Genomic DNA, 24,452 nt, shown 5'->3' with positions numbered 1-24,452 from the left:
AAAGAAATGCCAAAATCGCTATAAGGTGTTCAGTATCTCTTCCAGGTCGGCCTCTGTCTTAACCATTACATCGCGGGCCTTGCTGCCCATGTTAGGCCCTACAATGCCCGCCTGCTCCAACTGGTCCATCAGGCGGCCGGCGCGGTTGTAGCCCAGCTTCATCCGGCGCTGCAGCAGGGAGGTAGAGCCCTGCTGGTTCTGCACGATCACGCGGGCGGCTTCCTCGAACAGCGGGTCCCGGTCCTGCAGGCTGAACTCCTTGCCTTCCAGCTCCTTCTCATCCACGTACTCCGGCAGCATAAAGGCTTCCGGGTAGCCGCGCTGATCTCCGATGAACTCCGCCACCTTCTCCACTTCCGGCGTATCCACGAAGGCACACTGCAGGCGCACCAGCTCCCCGTTAAAGGACACCAGCATATCGCCCTGGCCTATCAGTTGCTCCGCGCCGCCAATATCCAGGATGGTGCGGGAGTCTATCTTGGAGGATACCTTGAAGGCGATGCGGGCCGGGAAGTTGGCCTTAATGGTGCCGGTAATGATATTCACGGACGGGCGCTGCGTAGCGATGATCAGGTGGATGCCCACGGCGCGGGCCAACTGGGCCAGGCGGGCGATGGGCATTTCCACTTCCTTGCCCGCCGTCATGATAAGGTCGGCAAACTCGTCTATCACCAGCACAATGAAAGGCAGGTACCGGTGCCCCTTCTGGGGGTTGAGCCGGCGCTGCACAAACTTATGGTTATATTCCCGGATGTTGCGGGTGCCGGCTTCTTTCAGCAGGTCGTAGCGCACATCCATTTCAATACACAGGGCATTGAGGGTGTGGATCACCTTCTTGGTATCCGTGATAATGGCGTCCTCCTCTCCCGGCAGCTTGGCCAGGAAATGCTTCTCTATCAGCTTGTAGAGGCTCAGCTCCACTTTTTTCGGGTCCACCAGCACGAATTTGAGCTGGGAAGGATGCTTCTTGTACAGCAGGGATACCAGCAGGGTGTTGATACCCACGGATTTACCCTGGCCGGTAGCCCCTGCCATCAGCAGGTGCGGCATTTTGGCCAGGTCCGCAATAAAGTTCTCGTTGTCTATCTTTTTGCCGATGGCAATAGGCAGGTCCATGTTGTTGTGCTGGAACTTCTCAGAGGCCAGCAGCGCCTTCAGGGACACGATGCTCTTTTTCACATTGGGCACTTCTATACCGATGGTACCCTTGCCCGGTATGGGCGCAATGATACGGATGCCCAGGGCGGCCAGGCTCAGGGCGATATCATCTTCCAGGTTCTTGATACGGGATATGCGCACACCGGCCGCCGGCACGATCTCGTACAGGGTAACGGTAGGCCCTACGGTAGCGCTGATCTTCTGTATGGAAATATCGTAGTTCTTGAGCGTATCAATGATCTGGTTCTTGTTCTTTTCCAGCTCCCCGGCGTCCTGCACCACTTTCTCATTCACATGCGATTCCAGCATCTCCAGGCCGGGGTACTGGTAATCGCGCAGGTCCAGCATGGGGTCATAAGGATCCGCATGTACCGGTTCCCGCACCAGCTCCACATCCTCCGGCAGGTCCTCCTCGGCGTCTTTCAGCTCCTTTATCTCGAAGGCCACCTCTTCCGGCGGGGTGCGTTTCTTTTTAGGCGCGGGCTCTACCGTTTCCTCTATATATAATAAGGGCCCGGCTTCTTCTTCCTCTTCCGGCTCTTCGGCTGCTGCCGGCTCCTCTTCCTCCTCCAATGGGATGTCCGGGGCGGGCGGAATGTAGGTGATGCCAGGGCCGGCGGGCGCCTGTTCCCGCTCTACCAACTGCATATCGGTATCTTCTTCCGGCTCATTGTCCGCGTTGGGCGGGATCACCATTACGCCGCCGTCGCCTTTCAGCGCATTTCTACGCTTGGCGGAGGGCTCCGCGGCCACCATGGCAGTGGCCGCAGCAGTGGAAACGGGCGCAGGCGCCGGTTCCGGTACCGCCCTGGGCGGACGCGGCTTGCGCTCCGGCCATTTGAAATCAAAATTGAATTTCCAGATCAGCCAGGAAAGGCCGGCCACTATGAGTAAGAGGGCGGTGCCGGTTTTACCGATAAACCCGATGCTCCAGCGGTTAATGGCATCGCCCAGGGCGCCGCCCCAGGGGAAACCATCGTGGATGGCAATGAAGGCCATACCGGTGCTGATGAACAACAGCCCGAACAGTATATGCTTGATATTGCGCCAGATACGGAATACCCGCCGGCCTACAATGAAATTGATCCCAAGGATAAAGAACAGGTAACAAAAGAAATAGGATGCTACGCCCACGCCCCTGTAAAAGAACCAGTGGGAAACAAAGGCGCCCAGCCTGCCCAGCAGGTTGTCTACCTTCAGGTCTGTCATGAACAATACGTCAGCGGAATAACGGAACACCTTATCCTGGTCTTCCTGCCAGGTGAACAGGTAGGAGGTAAAGGCAATAAAAAAGTACACGGACAACAACAAACATATCATCCCCAATACCTTATGCGTGCGCTCGTCTTTTACCAGCTCTTTCACCTTCACTTCTGCTTCCTTGTCTTTCTTCAGCGTATTCGCGTCAGGTGCACTACTACGTAACTTTTTGCTCTCCGGTTTTTCTGATTTCAGTTTATTTTTTGACATAATATGGTGTCAAAAATAGGAAAGATATTTTAGTAATGTGCGGATGTGCCCATATGTACGTCATAAGCTGCTGATCGCCGCCATCCACCTGCTTATAAACTCCAGTACGGCAGGATCTATTGTCTGGTCAAGGGAACTATATTCATCTATGCGGCAGGTTTTGCAGCGCTGGAAGAGGTGGTTCAGCCCTTCAAAGCTGCGTACCGTTACCTGCTGGTTGCCGCCTTTCAGCAGCGCCTGCTCTATGGCCTGCAGGTTGCTGCCGGCATCCAGTTGCACATCTGCCGCGCCGCTCACGGCCAGGAAAGGGCAGCGTATTTTCGCCAGGTACTCCGCCGGCCGGTGCTGTATAACGGACAGGCGGTGCGGCGTAGCCTGTGCTGCCAGCGAGGCTTCCACAAAGCGCTGCTCGCTCATAAGCGCATACAGGTTGGGAATGTGCCGGTACAGTTCCTGCAGGATGGCCGGTCCCTGTTCGGCCACGGCGGCCGGGTCGGTTGCCGAAGTCAGCAGGTCAAACCAGGGCTTTGCATAGCGCAGGTTTTGCTGTATAACGGAGTCCTGCGCATTTCCCTGCACGGCGTGCAGCACCTGCATTAACTGTATTTCCTGCAGTTGCCGGCCGCTAAGGCCCGGGCCGGCCATGGACACTACAAAAGCCACGCTGTCATTGCCCGCCGCTGCGATCTGGGCTACGGCGGCGCCTTCGCCCTGGCCCAGGAGGCCGATATGCTGCGCATCCACATCCTTGCGGCTGCGCAGGTAAGCGATGGCCGCACGCACATCCGCCGCCTGGTCGTCCAGGGTAGCCGCCTCGTAATTACCGGAGCTGGCGCCGGCGCCACGATCGTCATAGCGGAGCACGGCTATGCCTTTGCGGGTAAGATAGTCCGCCAGCACGGCAAAGGGCTTGTGGCCCAGCATTTCCTCGTTCCGGTTCTGGGGGCCGGCATCGCTGAGCAGGATCACGGCCGGGTAGCGCCGCGCGCTGTCTGCCGGGCGGGTAAAGGCGCCGGCCAGCGCTATCCCGGGGTCCTGGCTGCTGAACATCACTTCCTCCTGCCGGTAGTCAAAGGGCGGCTGCGGGTCCTGCGGGCGGCGGTACAGCGCTTCCCGCCGGATCTCGTCTTTGGAAATATTCAGCGGGAACTCGTCGCCGCTCTGCTGCAGGTGGCCGTTGAACCGGTGGTTGGCGGCATCCCAGCCGCCTTTGTAGGCCAGCCCTATTTCGTTTATCCGGAAGCGTAATATACCGTGCGCATAGGTCACACTGTCCATTGGCAGCGCTACATCCGTCTTGTCCGGGCTTCTGAGCTGCCCGTGGTAACCGTGCTTATCTTTTTCCAGCACTACCAGCAGGCGTTGTTTTTCGCCCATGTAGTTGCTGAACACGCCGTACCAGGTGCCGGAAATATCGTGCTCCAGGTCCTGTGCGCATACGGCGCCTGCCTGGCCCATGCATAGCAGCATGGCCAGCAGCCAGTATTTTACTTTTACCATCATTTGATCTTTAAAACTCCCAATAACAGGTTGATCCATCCCGCAATAAACACTACACCGCCAATGGGCGTGATGATGCCTGCACCCCGCAGCCCAACGGTATTGGTCATTTTGAGTACCGTTAACAGGTAGAGTGAACCGGAAAAGAGCAGGATGCCCGCTATAAAACACCTGCCGGCCCATAATAGTTGAGGCCCGGGTATATGCGCGTATAAAATGCCTGCTGCCAGCAGGGCAAATACGTGGTAGAACTGGTAAGTAACGCCTGTCTGGAAGGTGCTTACGGTTTCCGGCGGCACCAGCTCCCTGAGCTTATGCGCCCCAAATGCCCCCAATATCACGGCCAGTCCGCCCAGCACAGCGGCCCAGACTAAAAAACCCTTATGCATGCTTTACGATTTCAAATGTTTCCAACGAGATATGATCCGAGTCAATGATATGCTGTGACTGCTGGTAGAACGGCTGCCGCTCCGCCAGCTTCTTTTCTATGAAAGCGGTCAGGTCCTCGTCCGGCAGGTCCTGTATCAGCGGGCGCTTGTACTTTTTGCGCTGCAGGCGCTCCACCATGACGGGTACGGACGGGTTCAGCCAGATGGTGATGCCGTTCTCGTTCATAAAGTCCATGTTATCCTGGAAACAGGGCGTACCGCCCCCGCAGGAGATCAGGAAACGCTCTTCTTTCCCCAGTTCCCGCAGCAGGGCGCTTTCCTTTTCCCGGAAATAGTCCTCCCCTTTGGTCGCGAAAATGTCGCTGACCGCCATGGCTTCCTCCGCCACGATCACTTCATCCAGGTCATAATAGGGTAGTTCCCAGTGTTCGGCAAGCTGTTTTCCCCAATAGGTCTTGCCGGCGCCCATAAAACCGATTAAAAATATCTTCAAGCTGTCTGATTTTTTACAGGTTCCAAACTAATTCGCCGTCCAGGCAAGCACCATCCCTTCCTCGCTTTCCATCACATAATATTGCAAATATAGCCGTGCAATTGTATCCAACCTGTTAAAATTACAGGATATAAAGCCGGCCGGGTGAAAAAGGAAGGGCTCCAATTGCATATGTTCCTTAAAATCAACGCCTCCAAGCCCGTACCATTTGTAGACCGCTTCCTTGGCGCTCCAGCACACGGTTTTATGCGCCAGGCCCTGCAGCGGATCTATAAACGCCTGCTCCGCCGGGCCCAGGAACTTGTGGGACACCTTTTCTATCTTGGGTTGTATGGCCTCTATGTCAATGCCTACCGGCCTGGTTTTGCTCACAATGGCGGCCACATAATCCTGGCAGTGGGAAATGGAAAAGTGAAAGCTGTTGCATTGCAGGTACGGCTTTCGGCTGTCCATGATACGTATTTCCGGTACGGGAAAATCCGGGAACAGCTCCAGCAGGAGGTAACGGCCGGCAAAATGCTGCAGGCGCTTATGGGGATGATGTATTTCCGGGGATATATTGACCCTGGTACGAAAAAAGCCCTCTTGTTCACCTATTTTCCACACTCCCAGCCTGGTGCCCTGATCCATTTGTATGGTACGTATTAATGGCATATCTTGCCAAATTAATACAAAATTAACTAACACATGATCCTGTCTGATACACGCATCCTGGAAGAAATTGAAAAAGGGACCATCGTGATCTCGCCCTTTGACCGGAAATACCTGGGCACCAACTCCTATGACGTGCACCTGGGCAGGCACCTGGCTACCTATAAGGACCGTGTGCTGGACGCCCGCCGGCATAATGAGATCGAGCATTTCGAGATACCGGCGGAGGGTTACATACTGCAACCCGGCACCCTGTACCTGGGCGTGACGGAAGAATATACCGAGACCCATGCCCATGTGCCCTTCCTGGAAGGCAAAAGCAGCACCGGCCGCCTGGGTATAGACATACATGCTACTGCCGGCAAAGGGGACGTGGGCTTCTGCAACACCTGGACCCTGGAAATTTCCTGCGCCCAACCGGTACGTGTATACGCCGGCATGCCCATCGGGCAGTTGATCTATTTTGTGGTGGAAGGCGAAGTGGCTACCTTTTACAATAAGAAAGGCAATGCCAAATATAACAACCGTACCGTGAAGCCGGTAGAAAGCATGATGTGGCGGAATGAGTTTTAGTGAGGGATACAGGCAAACAGTTAATCATAAATTGACTTTCTGTCGCCTATATCTATTACTAAGATTGTAAGAATATTGTCGTGTATATTGTAAATTACCCGGTAATTACCTACTCTGATACGGTAACCTTCCCTTCCCATTAATTTCTTGCAGCCCGGCGGGCGGGGATCACCCGCCAGTGCTTTTATCTTTTCGGTGATCTTCTCCCGTTCTCTGGCAGGAAGTTTGTACAATTTCTTCTGTGCGCCTTTCTCAAGGATGACATTATACATATCATCAGCGCTTTGATTTGGGTTTAGGCATATCCTTCAGTACTTCTTCCAGCGTCACAAATTCTGCTTTACCGGAATTGATTTTCTTCATAGCCCGGTCATAAGCTTTAATATCATCCAGCTCTTCTGCTTTTGCCAATAACTTTTTAAATTCCTTTTCCGGAAGCGAAACCCGGTCTCCTCTTTTCCTTATGTGCAATGCTTTCATTATTTTACAGTATTCTATGCATAAATATGGCATTTTTAAGTTACACTGCCAAAAGATGCAATTTTAAGCGACCAGTTTTCTTTATTGCCCCAGCTCCATCAGCCCAACATCATCCAGTATCACCACGCCCGATGCTGTCCGGTCAAAAATAAAGCCGATGCTATAGAGGCTGTTCATCAAAAAAGCCGGGTGCTGCTTTTGCAGCATATCCAGGTTATAATAAAAAAAGTCAGGGATCGACTCCGCATCATCATCCTTACTCAGGAAAGCGAACTTTGCCAGTTTTTTCTGTATCTGCGGTTGTAATGGCGCACAGGCGCTTAACGGGAAGCGGACCTGGTGACCCTGCCGGTCCGTTAATTCCAGGGTAAAGTCGATCGCCTCGTCCTTTTCTTCCTTTTCAGCTTTCTTTTCAGCTTTCTTTTCATCCTTCGCTTGCTTCCCTTTCCTGACATGACGGGCGCTTTCCTTACTTTCCGCGAGGCTGAACACCAGCGAGCGGCCCGCCAGTTGCAGGCGGGCGCTGTCGGGCAGTATAAAAGTATACCGTCCGGGCAAAGAGTCCGCCCCTTCCCTGCTCCACCCGATATACGCAGCACGGCTGATATGATCCTTCCACATCAGGTCGTGCCGGGCCTCCCGCCATACGCTCAGGTGTCTGGCGGCAATGGATACGCCCGGCAGGGTAGCCGTCCGCAGGTCCAGGTCTTCTTCATAGCGGGCAATGAAAGTGGACCGGCTATCCTCGAACTGGTTGAAATAGATCTGCTCCGGCAGCCATTGCCGCCCGTACCGGTAATCCATGAAAAGAGGCCGGTAGGCTGTATCACCTTTCAGGTTTATATCCAGGAAAGCGCTGATATACACTTTCGCGATCTGCTCCTGGTCTTTGACGGGCATTACATTGGTAATGTTATACAGGTTGGCGTAAGGGCTGCTGCCATCATATTTTCCCCAGGTGGTGTTGAATTGCCCGTGGTTAGCATGATGCACATACAAGCCCGCTTTAAAGCCCGTATAGCCATCGTCATACCGGATACGGTGCCAGGGGCTCAGGCCTCCGTATGACTTCATATCCATATCGTGCGTGCCCTGTATCACAAAATAGTTGATGTTCTTCAGCGGCGCCAATATGCCGGCGGGCTTGTATTGCCCGTCTACCGGGGCGATGGCCACGTAGGCTTTGATATTGAAATTAAAATCGAACGCCTCGCTGGCATTGTCCGGGTGACAGGGCAGGGTATTGAACAGGGCCGCATGGGACATGGCCTCTCCTCCCCTGGAATGCCCCATTAAAGCAATGCGGTCCATATCTACCCGGTGGTAAAAAGGATTGCCCGGCTCCCGGTTCCATTTCCGCCAGCGCTCCAGGTGCTTCAGCATCAGCCAGCCCCGGACGCCGTTCTCATTTTTCAATCCTCCCGAGGTGATGTCCGTAAAGCTGGTGTTCATAAAGTTCTCGTCCACAGACGCTACAATATATCCCCGGCTGGCCAGCAGTTCCGCCAGGTAATCATACCCCCGCTCCGACCAGTCCTGCGCCAGGTGGTTGCCATGTACCACCAGCACCAGCGGCGCAGGCCCCTGCAGGTTTTCCGGGTACCATACCATCGCATTCAGGGGTAGTTCGGTAGCATCAAAACCAAAGTACCAGGTACGTAATTTACCATAGATGCCGCTCCAGGATTTGAGCAGCAGGGAGGCATCCACCGTGGGGGTTTTGATCTTCACGGCTTTATTGTATAGCGGCCGGCGCTTGTCGTTCCCCGAGCCATAGGTAAGGAAGGACACTTTATAATTGCCCGGCCGGGAAGGATCGGCTGCCGCAATAGCCGGCGGCAGCGGGGCTGTCATTTTATAGTTCCGGGTAGGCGCCACCGGGTTGCCGGGATACCGGAAAAGGTACAGGCCAATGATAATGCCGGCCAGCCCGGTGAACAGCGCAAGCAGGGTAAGGACCTTTTGAGGCCGGGACCATTTTTCCCCGCGGTGCCTGCGCCAGTAGGACAATGCCCCCAGCAGCAGCGCCGGGAACAGGATCAGCATCGTGATCAATATCCAGCCGGCCGCCCGCAGCCGGAAGAAATAAAGGATGCAGAAAATGGTAAAGGCCACCCCCATCCTGAAATAAGGAGGCGTTTTGCCGGCCAGGAACACCGCCCGGCTGATCAGCCAGGCCGCCAGCAAAGCAGGAATGACGCGGCTAAGCAGCGCAAGCAGGTAATACCCGAATCCCACTCCCCTGAACAGCAATCCATCCGCCATGGTAAAGACCAGGAACAGCAAGGCAGCGATCAGTATCCCGATGCCGGCAGCTTTCAGGGTAGCCCGGGAAGGAGTGATAAAAGTGAGGGCTTGCTGCAGCCATTTCCGGGCGCGACGCCGGAAGGTTTGTTGGGTTTCATGCATAAGCGTAGATTAAGTGATGCCAGGGCAGGTACAAAATAGGGAATTGCGCATAAAAAAAGGGCCTCTTTTTACAGAAGCCCTTCCATGAAATTTTTACGGTGGGGTGGCTAATGGGGCTCGAACCCACGACCCCCAGAACCACAATCTGGTGCTCTAACCAACTGAGCTATAGCCACCATCTCGATTTTTCAGGACTGCAAAGATAAAGTAATTCATGCGCAATTTCCAAATGTAAACAAAAAAAGTTGCTGACACCCGCCACCGGTCCTCAACAAGTAGTTACTAAGCACTTTTTTCCCTTTCTTTGCCCTCTCTAAAAGATGATGATTGATGACGATATACCTGATACCGTTCATTTCTGCCTTCATAGGCTGGTTTACCAACTGGATCGCCATTAAGATGCTGTTCCACCCGCGGGAGCCCCGCAGGCTGGGCTTTATTACCCTGCAGGGCATCTTTCCAAAACGGCAGCGGCAGTTTGCCGAAAAGCTGGGCAAGCTGGTAGCCGATGAACTGCTGTCTTTTGAAGATATCCGCCAGAAGCTCACAGACCCGCAGAAGATCAAAAGCATCATCCCCGTGGTGGAAGACCACCTGGAACATTTTCTCCGCAAAAAACTGCCGGACGCCATGCCCGTGCTCTCCATGTTCATTGGCGACAACACCATCAAGCAGATCAAGGAAGTGCTGGTGGCCGAACTGGACAGCCTCTTCCCCGTTATGATCGACAAATACCTCCAGAATACTAAAGACGAGCTGGACCTGGAACGCATCGTTACAGAAAAGGTGGCCGGCTTTTCCTCCGACAAGTTGGAGCAGATCCTCCAGGGCATTATGTCCAGGGAATTCCGTTTCGTGGAAATACTGGGCGGTGTGCTGGGCTTCGTGATAGGGCTGGTACAACTGCTGATGACGCAACCGTTTTAAAATTCCAAATTCCAAATCCCAAAAACCAAATCCCAAAGTGGCGGTCGTGACTCAGCAATTGAGCAACGTTACCTGTTCATTAATGAGCCGGCAGTATTTTTGGAATTTGGGATTTGGAATTTGGGATTTGGAATTTGGAATTTGGAATTTCCCTTCCCTGACTGTTAACTAGTGTTAAGACCTTTTACCGCGTTTTTTCCCGGTTTCCACGGCATAATTTACCCACTCGTCATAATGGCCCGCAACCTATACAGGGGACTGATATTTTTGCCACCAGTTGACAACCAATAGAAGAAACACCGATGAACAAATGGTATTTAATGGTGGCTGCCGTCCTGCTTGGGCAAGCCCCCTTGTTTGCACAGATCATCACCGCCCCGGGAGCAGGCACCGGGGGGAAGCAGGGCGCAGGCGGGCAGCGCCCCCAGAACCTGCCGCAGATCGGCCACCTGTATGGCAAGCTGGTGGACGCCTCCACCAAAAAACCCGTCCCCTACGCTTCCATCGCTTTGCTGAAGCTCCGCGACTCCAGCGTGGTAAATGGCATGCTCACCAGGGAGAACGGGGAGTTCAGCCTGGAAAAGCTGCCCTTCGGCACCTTCAATATGCGCATTACGTTCATGGGGTATGAAACCATCTACAAGCGCGTATCCATCAGCCCCAAATCCATTGACCAGGACCTGGGCAACATTCCCCTCCGCGCCGATGCCAAACTGCTGGGCACCGTGGAGGTCACCGGCCAGAAAAGCGCCTTTACCATGGGCATCGATAAAAAGGTGTTCAACGTAGACCGCAACCTGGTGAGCGTGGGCGGTACCGCCCAGGATGTGCTGAAGAACGTGCCGGCCGTAAACGTGGATATTGACGGCAACGTGACCGTGCGCAACGCCTCCCCCAATATATTCGTGGACGGCAAGCCCTCTACCCTCACCCTGGACCAGATACCGGCGGATGCCATCGAAAGCGTGGAGCTGATCACCAACCCCTCCGCCAAGTACGATGCGGAAGGCATGTCCGGCATCATCAACATCGTGCTGAAGAAGAACAAGAAAGCCGGCATCAACGGTATGATCATGGCAGGCGCCGGCACGGGCGATAAATATAACGGCGGCGGCAATATCAACGTGCGCCAGGGCAAGGTGAACGTGTTCGCCAACTACATGATCAACGCCATGCGCAACTGGGGAGACGGCACTACCGACCGCACCAACTTTATCAACGGCGATACCAGCTCGCTCTACCAGCACAGCGACAGCCGCAATACTCCCCGTTTCCAGTTTGGCCGCATCGGGCTGGATTATTACCTGGACAACCGGAACACCATCTCCATTTCCCAGAACATCGTGGATGGCAACTTCAAGAACTACGAGGACCTGCGCAGCACCTTCAACAAAGGCGACTCCCTGAGCAGCCGTATCAACAACAATAACTTCGGTTTCCGCAACTATACCACCCAACTGGGCTTCAAGCATACCTTTGCAGAGCCCAACAGGGAATGGACGGCAGATGCCAGCTACAACCGCAGCACCAACAGCCGCAATGGCAGCTTCAGCACCCAGCCGCTTACCCCGGCGGGCAACGCTACGGGCCAGCCCATACTGCAGAACAACCATTCCGATGGCAAAACCACTTTCCTCACCATCCAGACGGACTATACTGATCCCATCGGCAAGAACGGCAAGCTGGAGCTGGGCCTGAAAACCACCCTGCGCAACTACAGCAGCATCTACGATGTGTTTGACCAGGATACCGCTACCGGCCAGTACGTGTTCAACGACCTGCTGTCCAACGATTATAAATACAAGGAACAGATCTATGCCGGTTATGTAAACTATGCCGGCACCTTTGGCCAGTGGGGCTACCAGGGCGGCCTGCGCGTGGAGCAATACGTGTATTCCGGCGAGATACCGAGCGAGAGTAAAACGTTCAAGCCCACCAAAGCCAGGCCGGGATTGTTTCCCAGCGTATACCTTACCCGTAAGCTGGAGCATGACCAGGAGCTGCAACTGAACTATTCCCGCCGCGTAACCCGGCCCAACTTTTTCCAGTTGATCCCCTACCGGGACTATACGGACCCGCTGAACCAGCGCGAAGGGAATCCCAACCTGCAGCCGGAATATACCAACAGCGTTGAGTTCTCCTATGTAAAGAACTGGAAGAACAGCAATTTCCTGGGCACCGCCTACTTCCGGAACACCAACAACCTGCTGTCCACCATCAGCACGCCGCTGGGAAAAGACACGCTGCTCACCACCTTTGTGAATGCAGACCACAACAACTCCTACGGCGCGGAGCTGACGCTGAAGAAAACCCTCTTCGGCATCTGGGACATTACCGCTAATACCAACTTGTACCACATGGAAATAACCACCACGCAGGACAAGGAAACCTATAAGAACAGCGATTTTAGCTGGAATGCCAAGATCAATTCCGAGCTGAAGCTGCCGGCTAATTTCACCCTGCAGGTCAGCGGCAACTACCAGGCGCCTACCATTGCGCTGCCCAATAACAACAGCGGCGGCGGCCGTGGCTTTATGATGATACCGGCTTCCGCCCAGGGCACCATCAAAGGCATGAGCAGCGTGGACCTGGGACTGAAAAAAGATTTCCTGAAGAACAAAGCGGCCTCGCTCACCCTCAGCCTTTCCGATGTGTTCAACACCCGGCAGTACGAGCTGAACCAGGTGGCGCCGGCCTTCACACAGGATTATATCCGCAAGCGGGAATCGCGCATACTGCGCCTCACCTTCTCTTACCGCTTCGGCAAGTTTGATTCACAGATATTCAAACGCAAGAACATGAAGGCTGAACGCGAGAACATGCAGAACATGCAGGGCGATCCCAGCCAGAGCATGTAAAGCCGGCTGTTAGCTGCGTAGCAGTTAGCGTATAGGCAAGCGCAATGCCTGCTGCTACGCAGCTACGCAGTTAACAACTGATTATCGCCATTCATCATAAATAGCATCTGTTTAACGCCTATATCTCTACTTTTACGGGAGACCAAATGCTATTATTCCACTGATGATGTACAGGCGCTTACTGTTTGTTTGCACACTGCTGTACAGCTATTGCTACAGCGTGGCCCAAAGCAAGAACGATCTATCCACCATTCAACTGTCCGGCAAAGCGCTGGATGCTGCTACCGGTAAACCCGTGGAGTATGCCTCCGTAGTGTTGCTGCATTTACCGGATTCCACCGTAGCTTATGGCATGTATACAAAGCCCGACGGCAGTTTCCGCTTTGCAGGCATAGCCGCAGGCCCTTATGTGCTGCGCATTACTTTCATGGGCTACGACAAACTGGAAAAAGCCCTGCAGGTAACCGCTGCCAAACCTGCCCTCGCACTCGGCGCCTTAAAGATGCAGGGCGCCGGCAAAACGCTGTCTACCGTAGAAGTGAAAGCGGAAAAGCCCGCCTTCTCCATGCAGATAGACCGGCAGGTGTTTGACGCCGGCAGCCTGGTAACGGCCGACGGTGGCACAGGAACGGATATACTCAAAAATATTCCCAGCGTGGAAGTGGACATTGACGATAACATATCCCTGCGGGGCAAGAGCGTTACCATTTATGTAGATGGCAAGCCCTCCCCCTTCGGCGATCCGAAGACCGCCCTGCAGATGATACCCGCCGAGACCATCGAGCGCGTGGAAGTGATCAACAATCCTTCCGCCAGGTTTGAAGCCCAGGGCGGCGGTGGCATTATCAACATCGTGCTGAAAAAAGACAAGGCCATCGGCTACAATGTAATGGTGAACGCCGGGGCAGCCACCCGCGGGCAATATTACGGCAGCGCCAATGCCAACCTCCGCATGCGCCGGTTCAACTTCTTCGGCAACTATTACGGGCGCTACGACAACCGGAATGGCAGCGGCTACAGCAACCGCCAGAACCTGGTGCCCGACAGCAGCAACACCTCCTACTTTACCCAGGTAAGCCGCAATACCAGCAAAAACAGCTCCCACGGCGGGCGGCTGGGCCTGGATTATTACCTGGACGATCATAATACCATCACCCTGGTGCAGGGCCTGAACTTCGGCAACGGCAACAGCGAGGACAACATCCTGCTGAGCTACCTGGATGCGGACAAGCAGCCGCTGAGATACGGCAACCGCAATAACACCAGCGACCACTATAACCCGAACACCCATACCAACCTCCATTTCCGGCATACCACCGATACGGAGGATGAGGAGCTGACCGCCTATGTGAGCTACAGCAATAACCACGGCAGTAATAACAGCTACTACTATACGTTGTATGAAAAGCCGGGCAACAGCGGTACAGATGATCCCGACCAACAGTCCAACACCGGCCGGAGCCACAACCAGTTCCTGAACGCGCAGGCGGACTATACTACCCCCTTAGGCGAAAAAGGTAAGCTGGAGGCCGGTTTCAGGGCCACGGCCCGCAAAAATGAAAATGATTACAACGCCCTGCTATACAACTGGGATAACCAGGCATATGAAAAGAGCGAGCAGCTCTCCAATAGCTATGAGTACAAGGAGAACGTCTATGCCGGCTACGCCAACATGGCGGGCGCACTGGGCAACCTGGGCTACCAGGTAGGCGCCCGCGTGGAGCAGGCCAGCCTGAAAGGGTACTCCTACAGCAGGGACACCTCGGTGGACAACCGTTTCTTCAACATCTTCCCCAGCGTGTTCCTCAAATACAACCTGCCCCATAACGAGGACCAGAGCCTGATATTCAACTACGCCACCCGGGTGGACCGGCCCAATTTTGACGAGCTCCTGCCTTACGTGAATAACTCGGACCCGCAGAACATCCGCGTGGGTAACCCGGAGCTGCAGCCTTCCCTCACCCACAAGTTTGAAGTGAACTATTCCTCCTACTTCCCGGAGTCCCGCGACTTCCTGAACACCGGGGTGTATTACTCGCAGGCCAATGACGATATAGACCGCATCAGCACCCTGGACACCACTACCGGGGTTACCACCACCATGCCCATGAACCTGGCTACGGACCAAGACTGGGGCGGTAATTTCACCTACCAGTTGCATATTTTCAGGTGGTGGAACGTGACCAGCAATTTCAACCTGGAATACAGCCGCCTTACCGGCGCCGGTGATAACAGCACCCTGTCCAACGAGTACGTGACCTATGGCGTACGGGTGAACAGCAACCTGCGCCTGCCGGCCCGCTTCAACGTACAGTTGCAGGGGCACTACCGCTCTCCCAGGGTACTGCCGCAGGGCACCTTCCGGGCCATGAACGGCATGGACCTGGGCATCCGCAAGGAAATGCTGAAGAACAACGCCCTGGCCATTTCCCTGAACATATCGGACCTGCTCAACACCCAGCAGTTCAGCACCCGGTATGAGACCGACGCCTTCATACAGAATTATGAACGCAAGCGCGCCACCCGTTTTATCAGGCTGAACCTGCGCTACCGTTTCGGGAAAATGGACCCGAACCTCTTTAAAAAGAAAAGACAGCCGGACGAGCCGGTGGAGGAAATACCCGGGCAGGAAGGGATGCAAAGGTTGTAGGCGGCGCGCCTACGACTTTTTCCCGGTCAGCATAGGTACAAAAGAGAAGTTGTCAAAGGTTTCCTTTTCATAGTCGTCTTCGCCGGTACGGGTAATGCGCAGCATGCGCTGCACGTCCTGCCCGCCGACAGGGATCACCATTTTACCGCCTATTTTCAACTGTTTCAGCAGCTTTTCCGGTATCTCCGGCGCAGCAGCCGTTACCAGTATCTTGTCAAAAGGGGCAAAGGTAGGCAGGCCCTCGTAGCCGTCGCCGTAGAAGAAGCGAATGGTAGGATACCGGGATTTGAAGGGGAATTGCTTTACCTGGTCAAACAGCTTCTTTTGCCGCTCAATGGTAAATACATTGGCCTTCAGCTCTCCCAGCACGCAGGACTGGTAGGCGCTGCCCGTGCCTATCTCCAGCACCTTCTCAAAAGGTTTTACCTCCAGCAACTGGGTTTGGTAAGCCACCGTATAGGGTTGGGAGATCGTCTGGTCCTCCCCTATCGGGAAAGCCCGGTCCTCGTAGGCAATGCCTTCAAAGGCGGTGTCCAGGAAATAATGCCGGGGAATGTTGTTAATGGCCGCAAGTACATTTTCATCCGTAATGCCCTTCTGGCGGATATTATCTACCAATTGTCTGCGCAATCCCTTTTGCCTGTAAGAATCTTCGTACCGCCTCATAGCCGCAAAATTAACTATTACCCCCAATTTTCAATGATATGTGGATTACTTGTTTTACTAACATTAGGAGCAACAGGGAACGGAAAAAACGTTTTTTACTCTTTATATTTGACCACAAATAAATTAGGACCATGGATACTATTATTGAAAACAAAGTAACACAATGGCTCAAAGGCGGGTTTGACCCCGAGACCGTGACGGCCGTGCAAAAACTGCAGCAGGGCAACCCCGATGAGCTGGCTGACGCATTTTACCGTAACCTGGAATTCGGCACCGGCGGCCTGCGCGGCATTATGGGCGTAGGCACCAACCGCATGAACAAATATACCGTAGGCATGGCCACCCAGGGCTTTGCCAACTACCTTAAAAAAGCATTTACTGAAGAGATAAAAATAGCCATCGCCCATGACAGCCGTAATAACAGCCGCTACTTTGCGGAAGTAACGGCCAATGTAATGGCGGCCAATGGCATCAAGGTGTTCCTGTTTGAGAGCCTGCGCCCCACGCCGGAGCTTTCTTTCACCATCCGCCACCTCCAGTGCCAGGGCGGCGTGGTGCTCACCGCCTCCCACAACCCCCGGGAATACAACGGCTACAAGGCCTACTGGGAAGATGGCGGGCAACTGGTGCCCCCGCACGATGCGAATGTAATACGGGAGGTGGAGAACATCTCCTCCATTGATGAGGTGAAATGGAGCGGCGGCGAGGCCAACATTACCCTCATCGGCAAGGAAGCGGACGAGGCCTACCTGCAGATGCTGCAAAGCCTTTCCATCAACCCGGACGCCATTGCTGCCCGGCACGACATGAAGATCGTGTACACCCCCATCCATGGCACCGGCATTACCCTGGTCCCGGAAATTCTAAAGCGCTTCGGTTTCACCAATGTGCACGTAGTGGAAGAGCAGGCCACCCCGGACGGCAATTTCCCCACCGTGGTATATCCCAACCCGGAGGAATCCGAAGCCATGAGCATCGGCCTCAAAAAGGCAAAGGAGCTGGACGCCGCCATACTGCTGGGCACCGACCCGGACTCCGACCGTGTAGGCATTGCCGTAAAAGACCTGGAGGGCGAATGGATACTGCTGAACGGCAACCAGACCGCCGTACTGCTGTTCAATTATATTATTGAAGGCCGTAAAAAGAAAGGCCTGGCCGGCCCTACGGACTTTGTGGGCAAAACGGTGGTTACCTCCGACCTGATAGACGTATTTGCCGCGAAGAACGGCGTGCGCTGCTATAACGTGCTTACCGGCTTTAAATGGATCGCGGACCTGATACGGCTGAAGGAAGGCCAGGAGAAATTTATTTGCGGCGGTGAGGAATCCTATGGCTACATGATCGGCGATAACGTGCGCGACAAGGACGCCATTGCTTCCGTAGCCATGATCTGCGAAATGGCCGCCTATGCGCGGAACGAAGGCCGGTCCCTGTACGAACAACTGATCGATATCTATGTGAAGTACGGGTTCTACAAAGAGCAACTGATCTCCATTACCAAGAAGGGCATGCGCGGCGCCGATGAAATTGCGGAAATGATGCGCGGCTACCGCGATGCACCGCCAGCCACCATCAACGGCTCCCCGGTGGTTAAATTATACGACTATCAACTGCAGCAGGTAAAGGATCTCAAGACCGGCGATGTGCAGCCGATCGAGCTGCCCCGCTCCAATGTGCTGCAGTTCATCCTGGAAGACGGCAGCAAGATATCTGCCCGGCCTTCCGGCACGGAGCCAAAGATCAAATTCTATTTCAGCGTACAGGCGCCACTGCCCGGGGCTGCAGACTTTGAGCGGGTGAACAAGCTGCTGGACGACCGCATACAGCAGATTATAAAAGATATGAAGCTGAAATAAATAAAAAGTAACGAAAGAAAAAGTAAAAAAGACTGCAATGAGCCGCTACCGGTTTTTCTTTTTTACTTTTTCTTTTTTATTTTTTATATCAAATACGCCGACCGGATCTCCTCCCCTTCCACCTCCACCATCACCATCTCCTGCAGCGTGGTAGCCAGGGAAAAGCCTACAAAGTCTACCAGCAAGGGGAATGATTTATGCTGGCGGTCCACCAGCACCGCCGTCTGTATCTTTTTAGGCAGGTATTGCAGGAAAGGCTTCAGCGCATACAACATGGTCCGCCCGGAATTAGCCACATCATCTATCACTACAATCACCTTGCCCGTAAGGTCCGTCGTTTCGGACAACTGTACTTCCAGCGGGTGCTGCTTGTCCAGGCGCAGCTCCATCTGCCGGATATTGAACGGCGCGATCTTCCGGAGTATTTCCGCGATGCGCTGCGAGAGGATCACGCCCCGGTCCCATATGCCCGCCAGGATGATCTCGCTCTCCCCGCTGTTATGCTCGTATATTTCATAAGCGATGCGCTCCAGTTTCTTTTGTATAATGTCCGCATTAAGGATCACATTCCTTGTACTCATATGAATGCTTTGAGGTGGTAAAAATAATACGATATTTACTTACATTGCCAAATAACCGTAAATTAGAAAAGTCAAATCTGGAATATGCATCTGTTACAGCAGCTTTTATTTATCATTGTCCTGGTAGCCGCCGTGTACCTGTTTGCCCGTAAAGTACGGGACATCAGGCGCAATATACTGCTGGGGCGGGATATTACCCCGGCCGGCACCCCGGCCGAACGCTGGCGCAATACCTTGCTGTTTGCGCTGGGACAAAAAACGATGTTCAGGAAGCCGTTGGTGGGCGTATTGCACTTTTTCGTATATGCGGGCTTTATCATTATCAATATAGAGATACTCGAGATCATACTGGACGGCGCGCTGAGCACGCACCGCCTTTTTGCCCCCGTGCTGGGCGGGCTGTACCCGGTGCTCATCGGCTGCTTTGAGATACTGGCCGTACTGGTGATCCTTGGCTGCGCCATTTTCCTGGTGCGCCGCAACCTCCTGAAAATACGGCGCTTTACCGGCCATGACCTGGACGGATGGCCCCGTTCAGACGCCAATTATATATTGATCACGGAAATAGCGCTCATGCTGCTGTTCCTAACCATGAACGCATCGGACCAGGTGCTGCAGTCACGGGGAGAGGAGCATTACATTGCCACCGGATCGTTCTGGATATCCGGCCTGCTCACCCCGCTGCTGGACGGTATGAGCAACAGCAGCCTCATGGTCCTGGAGCGCGCCTGCTGGTGGCTCCACATACTGGGCGTACTGGCCTTCCTCAATTACCTGCCTTACTCCAAGCACCTGCATATTGTACTGGCTTTCCCCAACACCTATTACACCGATGTACGGCCCAAAGGTAAAATGGAGAATATGCCGTCCGTACAAAGGGAAGTGCAATTGATGCTGCAGCCGGAACAGGCCGGCAGCGAGCCACCGGCCGACGGCATTCCTAAATTTGGCGCCAAAGACGTGCCGGACCTTACCTGGAAGAACCTGCTGGACGCTTATAGCTGTACGGAATGCGGGCGTTGCACCGCCGCCTGCCCGGCCAATATCACCGGTAAAAAACTCTCTCCCCGCAAGATCATGATGGAAACGCGGGACCGGGCGGAGGAGATCGGCCGCATTATTAAACAGCAGGGCAAGTTTGAGGAGGATGGCAAAACCCTGCTGCATGCGCATATCACTACGGAGGAGCTGTGGGCCTGCACTACCTGCAACGCCTGCGTGGAAGAATGCCCGGTGGGCATCAATCCGCTGCACATCATCCTGCAGTTGCGCCGGTACCTCGTCATGGAGGAGTCCAATGCGCCCGCCGAATGGAATATGATGTTCAGTAATATTGAGAATAACATGGCCCCCTGGAAATTCTCGCCGGACGACCGGGACGGATGGGTAGTTGGCAGTTGACAGTGGGCAGTTATCAAAGCAAATAGTAAAATAATTAATTAACAAATTTCATCCAATGGGCACCCATAAAGATTTGATTGCATATAAAAAGGCTTTTGATGTAGCTATGAGAATATTTGAGATCACAAAACAGTTTCCAAAAGAAGAAAAATATAGTCTCATTGATCAGATCAGAAGATCTTCCAGAGCTGTTTGTATAAATATTGCAGAAGCTTACCGTAAAAGGATTTATCCCGCTCATTTTATTGCCAAAATATCCGATGCAGATATGGAAAGCACTGAAACACAAACCTGGTTGGACTTTGCATTAAGTTGTAATTACTTGAACAAACAAGATTACGAACATTGTATGCAGCAAATGTTGGAAATTGGCAGATTATTATATCATATGCAAATGTATCCTGAAAAATATCAACCTAAAACAGTAAACCTTAAATAACTAATTGCAGTTTGTACAACGCAGACTATTAAACTATCTTACTTGACTGCTAATTGCAAACTGCCAATTGCAAACTAAGAGGAATGAATATCAAAACAATGGCCGAATACGCCGCCAGCGGCGAAACCCCGGAAGTGCTTTTCTGGGTGGGCTGTGCCGGCAGCTTTGACCAGCGCGCACAAAAGATCACCAAAGCGTTTGCTACCATACTGGACAAGGCGGGCATCCGCTTTGCCATACTGGGCAAGGAGGAAAGCTGCACCGGCGATCCCGCGCGCAGGGCCGGCAATGAGTTCATTTTCCAGATGATGGCCCAGAACAATATACAGTTGCTGGACGGCTACGGGGTAAAAAAGATCGTAACCGCCTGCCCACACTGCTTCAATATATTCCGTAACGATTATCCCGAACTGGGCGGCAACTATGAGGTGCTGCACCACACCACTTTCCTGCAGCAGCTCATAGATGAAGGAAAAATAAGACTGCAGGAAGGCGGCTCCTTCAAAGGCCGCCGTATCACCTACCACGACTCCTGCTACCTGGGCAGGGCCAACAACATCTATGAAGCGCCGCGCAAGGTGCTGGAAGCCCTGGATGCCGAGCTGGTGGAAATGAAGCGCTGCCGCACCAATGGCCTCTGCTGCGGGGCGGGCGGCTCACAGATGTTCAAGGAAGAGGAAAAGGGCAATACCCGCGTTAACTTTGAGCGCAGCCGGGAAGCAGTGGCCACCGGCGCCTCCGTTATTGCCTCCAACTGCCCCTTCTGCATGACCATGCTCACCGATGGCGTAAAGGAAGAAGGCAGGGAAGACAGCGTGCAGGTGCTGGACATTGCGGAGATCGTAGCCCGGCAATTGGGCGATTAGCCCCGGAATATCGTAATTTTGCAGCATGATGATCACAACAAACACGATACAACAACTACTGCCTGCCGGCTTTGCACCGTCGTCACGCATATGGATATACCAGAGCAACCGCCCGTTCAATGAACGGGAAAGCCTTGAAATAAACGAGCAATTGCAACAATTTGCCGCCCAGTGGAATTCCCATGGCACCCCGGTAAAAGGTTGGGGGCAATTGCTTTTTAACCAGGTGATCGTACTGATGGCCGACGAAAGCGCCACCGGCGTAAGCGGCTGCAGTACAGACAGCTCCGTGCGGGTTATCAAAAGCCTGGAGCGGCAGTACGACGTAAATCTTTTTGACCGCCTGCTGCTGGCCTTCGTGGTAAAGGACAAACTGGAGCTGCTGCCCATGGCGCAGGTAACCTATGCTTTTGAAAAGGGATTTATCAACGAGGATACCCTCTACCTCAACAATACCGTGCTCACCAAACAGGAAATGGAGCAGCGCTGGCTGGTACCCCTAAGGGACAGTTGGGTAATGAAGAAAGTAAGTGTATAATATTTTTAAAATATCCTTACATTTGATGCCCGGATGATCCCGGTTGGGATGTTCCGGACAAGCGGAAATAGCTCATTTGGTAGAGCGACGGCTTCCCAAGCCGTAGGTGGCGGGTTCGAGCCCCGTTTTCCGCTCTAATTTCTTTCTCTCGTTAATTTGTTAATAAGGCTGCTATGCCTTTTTTTATCGCAGTGAATACTAAATATTTTAGTTAAAATTTCATTAAATGAAATTTTGTTTCAGAAACAACAATTAATTATTTACCTTTGTTTAAATCAGACAGCGTAAAATGGTCATTATTGCACGCAAGGTGATCAATGAATTTGCGAATATGCATCCTGATTCTATTGACCCCTTATGGAACTGGTACAGAATTACATTTCAGGCGGATTGGCGTAATTTTGCAGAGGTAAAAGCCTCCTTTAACCATGTAGACTATGTAGGTAATAATCTTTACATTTTTAATATCAGGGGCAATGATTATCGTTTAATTGCCCGGATCATTTTTAAAGTGCGTACCGTGTATATAAGATTTATAGGCACGCATGCACAATACGATAAGGTGAACCTGGACGACCTTTAACAGCGAGGCCCAATTGATATGCATGGGTGATGTGTATATCCCTTAAAAGCTTAAAGTATTTTGACTATGACCACAAACCTTCGCCCAGTAATCTCTTCAGAAAGGGATTATGATATGGTGATGGAGGAAATTCATGCCCTTATGAAAAAGGGAGAGCAACATCTTACGGAAGAAGATGTAAACCACCTCCAATCCCTTGTAGCAGCCGCGCAACAATATGAAGATGCGCACTATGCCCTGCCTATGCCCACTACCCTGGCCGGCATGATAGAAATGAAGATGTTTGAAATGAACATGAAGCAGAAAGAGCTGGCGGCCCTTTTAGGGGTAACGGAATCCAAGCTTTCGCAGATCCTGAATGGTAAAAGGGAGCCGGATGCAACGTTCCTGAAAGCCATCTACCGGCACCTGAAAATTGATCCCAAATTCATCCTGGAACATATATAATCCCTTACCGCTGCCATTCTGTCATTTTTCCATTTATTTTATTACTTTTGCTTTTCTAAAATTTTTCTGAAAGGACATGCTGGACCAGGTTACCAAAGTGCATGATGAACGCCGCCAGGGTGAAGCATACGCCCCGGTAGCAGCAGATGCCCAAACATATAACAAGAAATTCTATATAGAAAGTTATGGTTGCCAGATGAACTTCAACGATAGTGAGATCGTGGCTTCCATACTCAACCAGGAAGGCTTTGGCGCTACCCGCAACTATGAAGAAGCCGACCTGGTGCTGCTCAATACCTGCTCCATCCGTGAAAAGGCGGAGCAGACCGTACGCAAGCGCCTGCAGGAGTTCCGCAAGATAAAGCAAAGCAATCCTGGTATGCTGGTAGGCGTGCTGGGCTGTATGGCGGAGCGCCTCAAATCCAAGCTGCTGGAAGAAGAAAAGCTGGTAGACCTGGTAGTAGGCCCTGATGCCTACCGCACCCTGCCCGCCCTGGTAGAGGAAGCAGAAACCGGTCAGAAAGCCGTGAACGTGCTCCTGAGCCGCGAAGAGACCTATGCGGACATTAACCCCGTAAGGCTGGACAGCAACGGCGTAACCGCCTTTGTATCCATCATGCGGGGCTGCAACAATATGTGCACTTTCTGCGTGGTGCCCTTCACCCGTGGCCGGGAGCGCAGCCGCGACCCATACTCCATTGTACAGGAAGCCGAAGCCCTCTTCAACAACGGCTACCGGGAAGTGACCCTGCTGGGCCAGAACGTAGACTCCTACTACTGGGTAGGCCCCTCTCCCGCAAACGGCAACGAGGAAACCATCACCTTCGCCGGGCTGCTGGAAAGAGTGGCGCAGATCAGCCCCCTGCTGCGGGTGCGCTTCAGTACCTCCCATCCCAAGGATATTACCGACGAGGTATTGTACACCATGGCCCGCCACGATAACATCTGCAACTACATACACCTGCCCGTGCAAAGCGGCAGCACCCGTATACTGCAGCTCATGAACCGTACCTATACCCGGGAATGGTATATGAAAAAGGTGGACCGCATCCGCGAGATACTGCCGGACTGCGGCCTGTCTACGGACATTATCACCGGCTTCTGCACGGAAGCGGAAGAAGACCACCAGGATACCCTCAGCATGATGGAATATGCCCGGTACGACCTGGCCTATATGTTCTTCTACTCCGAAAGGCCCGGTACCCTGGCTGCCCGCCGCTACCAGGACGATGTGCCCGAAACGGTAAAAAAGCAAAGGCTGGCTGAAGTGGTGGAGCTGCACCGCCGCCATGCCCTGGAAAGCATGCAGAAAGACCTGGGCAAAACCTTCAGGGTACTGGTGGAAGGCACCTCCAAACGTTCCGAAGCGGACCTTTTTGGCAGGAACGACCAGAACAAGGTGATCGTATTCCCCAGGGAACAGTACCATAAAGGGCAGTACGTGTATGTAAAAGTAGAAGATTGTACCGCCGCTACTTTAATAGGAAAAGTAGTAGCGCAAACATGATATCAAAACA

Annotated in this window: 22 protein-coding genes and 2 tRNA genes; 13 read left to right on the top strand and 11 right to left on the bottom strand. The window is 53.2% G+C overall.

What is annotated here, in order from left to right; all coding sequences use genetic code 11:
- Positions 1–18: 18 nt before the first annotated feature.
- The 5 genes from LX66_RS14865 to LX66_RS14845 are packed head-to-tail and all read right to left on the bottom strand — an operon-like array spanning position 19 to position 5,664.
- Positions 19–2,628, bottom strand: a complete 2,610-nt coding sequence (locus LX66_RS14865; protein ID WP_145714840.1) for an FtsK/SpoIIIE family DNA translocase — start codon at positions 2,626–2,628, stop codon at positions 19–21.
- A gap of 60 nt (positions 2,629–2,688) precedes the next feature.
- Positions 2,689–4,131: an alpha/beta hydrolase family protein gene (locus LX66_RS14860; RefSeq protein WP_158642643.1), complete on the bottom strand. Its 1,443-nt coding sequence runs from the start codon at positions 4,129–4,131 to the stop codon at positions 2,689–2,691.
- A complete protein-coding gene (locus LX66_RS14855; protein ID WP_145714836.1) occupies positions 4,128–4,517 on the bottom strand; it encodes a DUF423 domain-containing protein in 390 nt (129 codons plus the stop codon). Before LX66_RS14855 ends, LX66_RS14860 begins: the two co-directional genes overlap by 4 nt.
- Positions 4,510–5,010, bottom strand: a complete 501-nt coding sequence (locus LX66_RS14850; protein WP_145714834.1) for a shikimate kinase — start codon at positions 5,008–5,010, stop codon at positions 4,510–4,512. Before LX66_RS14850 ends, LX66_RS14855 begins: the two co-directional genes overlap by 8 nt.
- Positions 5,011–5,037: 27 nt before the next feature.
- On the bottom strand, positions 5,038–5,664 hold the full coding sequence (locus LX66_RS14845; RefSeq protein ID WP_145714832.1) for a 4'-phosphopantetheinyl transferase family protein: 627 nt from the start codon (positions 5,662–5,664) through the stop codon (positions 5,038–5,040).
- 33 nt (positions 5,665–5,697) lie between these two features.
- Between LX66_RS14845 and dcd the strand changes: the two genes are divergently transcribed.
- Positions 5,698–6,234 carry a dCTP deaminase gene (gene dcd / locus LX66_RS14840; protein ID WP_145714830.1) on the top strand — a complete coding sequence of 179 codons (537 nt, stop codon included), beginning with the start codon at positions 5,698–5,700 and terminating at the stop codon, positions 6,232–6,234.
- Between the two features lie 20 nt (positions 6,235–6,254).
- Here the strand turns inward: dcd and LX66_RS14835 are convergent, their stop codons facing one another.
- The 4 genes from LX66_RS14835 to LX66_RS14820 form a co-directional block, all read right to left on the bottom strand.
- The gene (locus tag LX66_RS14835; protein WP_145714828.1) at positions 6,255–6,506 is read right to left on the bottom strand and encodes a type II toxin-antitoxin system RelE family toxin; all 252 of its coding nucleotides are present in this window, start codon (positions 6,504–6,506) and stop codon (positions 6,255–6,257) included.
- Between the two features lie 4 nt (positions 6,507–6,510).
- Positions 6,511–6,714: a hypothetical protein gene (locus tag LX66_RS14830; RefSeq protein WP_145714826.1), complete on the bottom strand. Its 204-nt coding sequence runs from the start codon at positions 6,712–6,714 to the stop codon at positions 6,511–6,513.
- 81 nt (positions 6,715–6,795) lie between these two features.
- Positions 6,796–9,123: a poly(ethylene terephthalate) hydrolase family protein gene (locus LX66_RS14825; protein WP_145714824.1), complete on the bottom strand. Its 2,328-nt coding sequence runs from the start codon at positions 9,121–9,123 to the stop codon at positions 6,796–6,798.
- A gap of 99 nt (positions 9,124–9,222) precedes the next feature.
- Positions 9,223–9,299: transfer RNA gene (locus tag LX66_RS14820), tRNA-His, on the bottom strand.
- Positions 9,300–9,453: 154 nt separating this feature from the next.
- Here LX66_RS14820 and LX66_RS14815 point away from each other — a divergent pair.
- The 3 genes from LX66_RS14815 (at position 9,454) to LX66_RS14805 (ending at position 15,558) form a co-directional block, all read left to right on the top strand.
- A complete protein-coding gene (locus LX66_RS14815) occupies positions 9,454–10,050 on the top strand; it encodes a DUF445 domain-containing protein (protein ID WP_145715735.1) in 597 nt (198 codons plus the stop codon).
- A 302-nt stretch (positions 10,051–10,352) separates the two neighbouring features.
- Positions 10,353–12,908 carry an outer membrane beta-barrel family protein gene (locus tag LX66_RS14810; RefSeq protein WP_145714822.1) on the top strand — a complete coding sequence of 852 codons (2,556 nt, stop codon included), beginning with the start codon at positions 10,353–10,355 and terminating at the stop codon, positions 12,906–12,908.
- 163 nt (positions 12,909–13,071) lie between these two features.
- Positions 13,072–15,558 carry a TonB-dependent receptor domain-containing protein gene (locus LX66_RS14805; RefSeq protein ID WP_145714820.1) on the top strand — a complete coding sequence of 829 codons (2,487 nt, stop codon included), beginning with the start codon at positions 13,072–13,074 and terminating at the stop codon, positions 15,556–15,558.
- 9 nt (positions 15,559–15,567) lie between these two features.
- On the opposite strand, the gene LX66_RS14800 is transcribed toward LX66_RS14805, so the two are convergent.
- Positions 15,568–16,224, bottom strand: a complete 657-nt coding sequence (locus LX66_RS14800) for a protein-L-isoaspartate(D-aspartate) O-methyltransferase (protein WP_145714818.1) — start codon at positions 16,222–16,224, stop codon at positions 15,568–15,570.
- Between the two features lie 131 nt (positions 16,225–16,355).
- Here LX66_RS14800 and LX66_RS14790 point away from each other — a divergent pair, with 131 nt between their 5' ends.
- On the top strand, positions 16,356–18,080 hold the full coding sequence (locus LX66_RS14790; RefSeq protein ID WP_145714814.1) for a phospho-sugar mutase: 1,725 nt from the start codon (positions 16,356–16,358) through the stop codon (positions 18,078–18,080).
- An 83-nt stretch (positions 18,081–18,163) separates the two neighbouring features.
- On the opposite strand, the gene LX66_RS14785 is transcribed toward LX66_RS14790, so the two are convergent.
- Positions 18,164–18,661, bottom strand: a complete 498-nt coding sequence (locus tag LX66_RS14785; RefSeq protein ID WP_145714812.1) for a phosphoribosyltransferase family protein — start codon at positions 18,659–18,661, stop codon at positions 18,164–18,166.
- Positions 18,662–18,745: 84 nt separating this feature from the next.
- On the opposite strand from LX66_RS14785, the gene LX66_RS14780 reads away from it, so the two are divergent.
- The 8 genes from LX66_RS14780 (at position 18,746) to miaB (ending at position 24,442) form a co-directional block, all read left to right on the top strand.
- Positions 18,746–20,062, top strand: coding sequence for a (Fe-S)-binding protein (locus tag LX66_RS14780; protein ID WP_145714810.1), 1,317 nt, complete (start codon positions 18,746–18,748; stop codon positions 20,060–20,062).
- A gap of 55 nt (positions 20,063–20,117) precedes the next feature.
- Positions 20,118–20,501, top strand: coding sequence for a four helix bundle protein (locus tag LX66_RS14775; protein ID WP_145714808.1), 384 nt, complete (start codon positions 20,118–20,120; stop codon positions 20,499–20,501).
- A gap of 83 nt (positions 20,502–20,584) precedes the next feature.
- Positions 20,585–21,367 carry a (Fe-S)-binding protein gene (locus LX66_RS14770; RefSeq protein ID WP_145714806.1) on the top strand — a complete coding sequence of 261 codons (783 nt, stop codon included), beginning with the start codon at positions 20,585–20,587 and terminating at the stop codon, positions 21,365–21,367.
- A 25-nt stretch (positions 21,368–21,392) separates the two neighbouring features.
- Entirely contained in the window at positions 21,393–21,905 is a 513-nt protein-coding gene (locus tag LX66_RS14765; protein ID WP_244620405.1) for a hypothetical protein, read from the top strand.
- Positions 21,906–21,966: 61 nt separating this feature from the next.
- Positions 21,967–22,039: transfer RNA gene (locus LX66_RS14760), tRNA-Gly, on the top strand.
- Between the two features lie 155 nt (positions 22,040–22,194).
- On the top strand, positions 22,195–22,488 hold the full coding sequence (locus LX66_RS14755; RefSeq protein WP_145714804.1) for a type II toxin-antitoxin system HigB family toxin: 294 nt from the start codon (positions 22,195–22,197) through the stop codon (positions 22,486–22,488).
- A gap of 141 nt (positions 22,489–22,629) precedes the next feature.
- Positions 22,630–22,935, top strand: coding sequence for a helix-turn-helix domain-containing protein (locus tag LX66_RS14750; RefSeq protein ID WP_211366222.1), 306 nt, complete (start codon positions 22,630–22,632; stop codon positions 22,933–22,935).
- Between the two features lie 76 nt (positions 22,936–23,011).
- Positions 23,012–24,442 carry a tRNA (N6-isopentenyl adenosine(37)-C2)-methylthiotransferase MiaB gene (gene miaB / locus LX66_RS14745; protein ID WP_145714800.1) on the top strand — a complete coding sequence of 477 codons (1,431 nt, stop codon included), beginning with the start codon at positions 23,012–23,014 and terminating at the stop codon, positions 24,440–24,442.
- Positions 24,443–24,452 lie beyond the last annotated feature (10 nt).

The organism is Chitinophaga japonensis (assembly GCF_007830125.1).
In the GTDB taxonomy this organism is placed as follows: domain Bacteria; phylum Bacteroidota; class Bacteroidia; order Chitinophagales; family Chitinophagaceae; genus Chitinophaga; species Chitinophaga japonensis.
Note: the sequence above shows the minus strand (reverse complement) of the source record. Positions and strands in the feature narration are given on the sequence as shown.

Coding starts and splice junctions, on each gene's coding strand:
- LX66_RS14865 (WP_145714840.1), bottom strand. CDS start 2,628: ATGTCAAAAAATAAACTGAAATCAGAAAAACCGGAGAGCAAAAAGTTA.
- LX66_RS14860 (WP_158642643.1), bottom strand. CDS start 4,131: ATGATGGTAAAAGTAAAATACTGGCTGCTGGCCATGCTGCTATGCATG.
- LX66_RS14855 (WP_145714836.1), bottom strand. CDS start 4,517: ATGCATAAGGGTTTTTTAGTCTGGGCCGCTGTGCTGGGCGGACTGGCC.
- LX66_RS14845 (WP_145714832.1), bottom strand. CDS start 5,664: ATGCCATTAATACGTACCATACAAATGGATCAGGGCACCAGGCTGGGA.
- dcd (WP_145714830.1), top strand. CDS start 5,698: ATGATCCTGTCTGATACACGCATCCTGGAAGAAATTGAAAAAGGGACC.
- LX66_RS14835 (WP_145714828.1), bottom strand. CDS start 6,506: ATGTATAATGTCATCCTTGAGAAAGGCGCACAGAAGAAATTGTACAAA.
- LX66_RS14830 (WP_145714826.1), bottom strand. CDS start 6,714: ATGAAAGCATTGCACATAAGGAAAAGAGGAGACCGGGTTTCGCTTCCG.
- LX66_RS14825 (WP_145714824.1), bottom strand. CDS start 9,123: ATGCATGAAACCCAACAAACCTTCCGGCGTCGCGCCCGGAAATGGCTG.
- LX66_RS14815 (WP_145715735.1), top strand. CDS start 9,454: ATGACGATATACCTGATACCGTTCATTTCTGCCTTCATAGGCTGGTTT.
- LX66_RS14810 (WP_145714822.1), top strand. CDS start 10,353: ATGAACAAATGGTATTTAATGGTGGCTGCCGTCCTGCTTGGGCAAGCC.
- LX66_RS14805 (WP_145714820.1), top strand. CDS start 13,072: ATGATGTACAGGCGCTTACTGTTTGTTTGCACACTGCTGTACAGCTAT.
- LX66_RS14800 (WP_145714818.1), bottom strand. CDS start 16,224: ATGAGGCGGTACGAAGATTCTTACAGGCAAAAGGGATTGCGCAGACAA.
- LX66_RS14790 (WP_145714814.1), top strand. CDS start 16,356: ATGGATACTATTATTGAAAACAAAGTAACACAATGGCTCAAAGGCGGG.
- LX66_RS14785 (WP_145714812.1), bottom strand. CDS start 18,661: ATGAGTACAAGGAATGTGATCCTTAATGCGGACATTATACAAAAGAAA.
- LX66_RS14780 (WP_145714810.1), top strand. CDS start 18,746: ATGCATCTGTTACAGCAGCTTTTATTTATCATTGTCCTGGTAGCCGCC.
- LX66_RS14775 (WP_145714808.1), top strand. CDS start 20,118: ATGGGCACCCATAAAGATTTGATTGCATATAAAAAGGCTTTTGATGTA.
- LX66_RS14770 (WP_145714806.1), top strand. CDS start 20,585: ATGAATATCAAAACAATGGCCGAATACGCCGCCAGCGGCGAAACCCCG.
- LX66_RS14765 (WP_244620405.1), top strand. CDS start 21,393: ATGATGATCACAACAAACACGATACAACAACTACTGCCTGCCGGCTTT.
- LX66_RS14755 (WP_145714804.1), top strand. CDS start 22,195: ATGGTCATTATTGCACGCAAGGTGATCAATGAATTTGCGAATATGCAT.
- LX66_RS14750 (WP_211366222.1), top strand. CDS start 22,630: ATGAAAAAGGGAGAGCAACATCTTACGGAAGAAGATGTAAACCACCTC.
- miaB (WP_145714800.1), top strand. CDS start 23,012: ATGCTGGACCAGGTTACCAAAGTGCATGATGAACGCCGCCAGGGTGAA.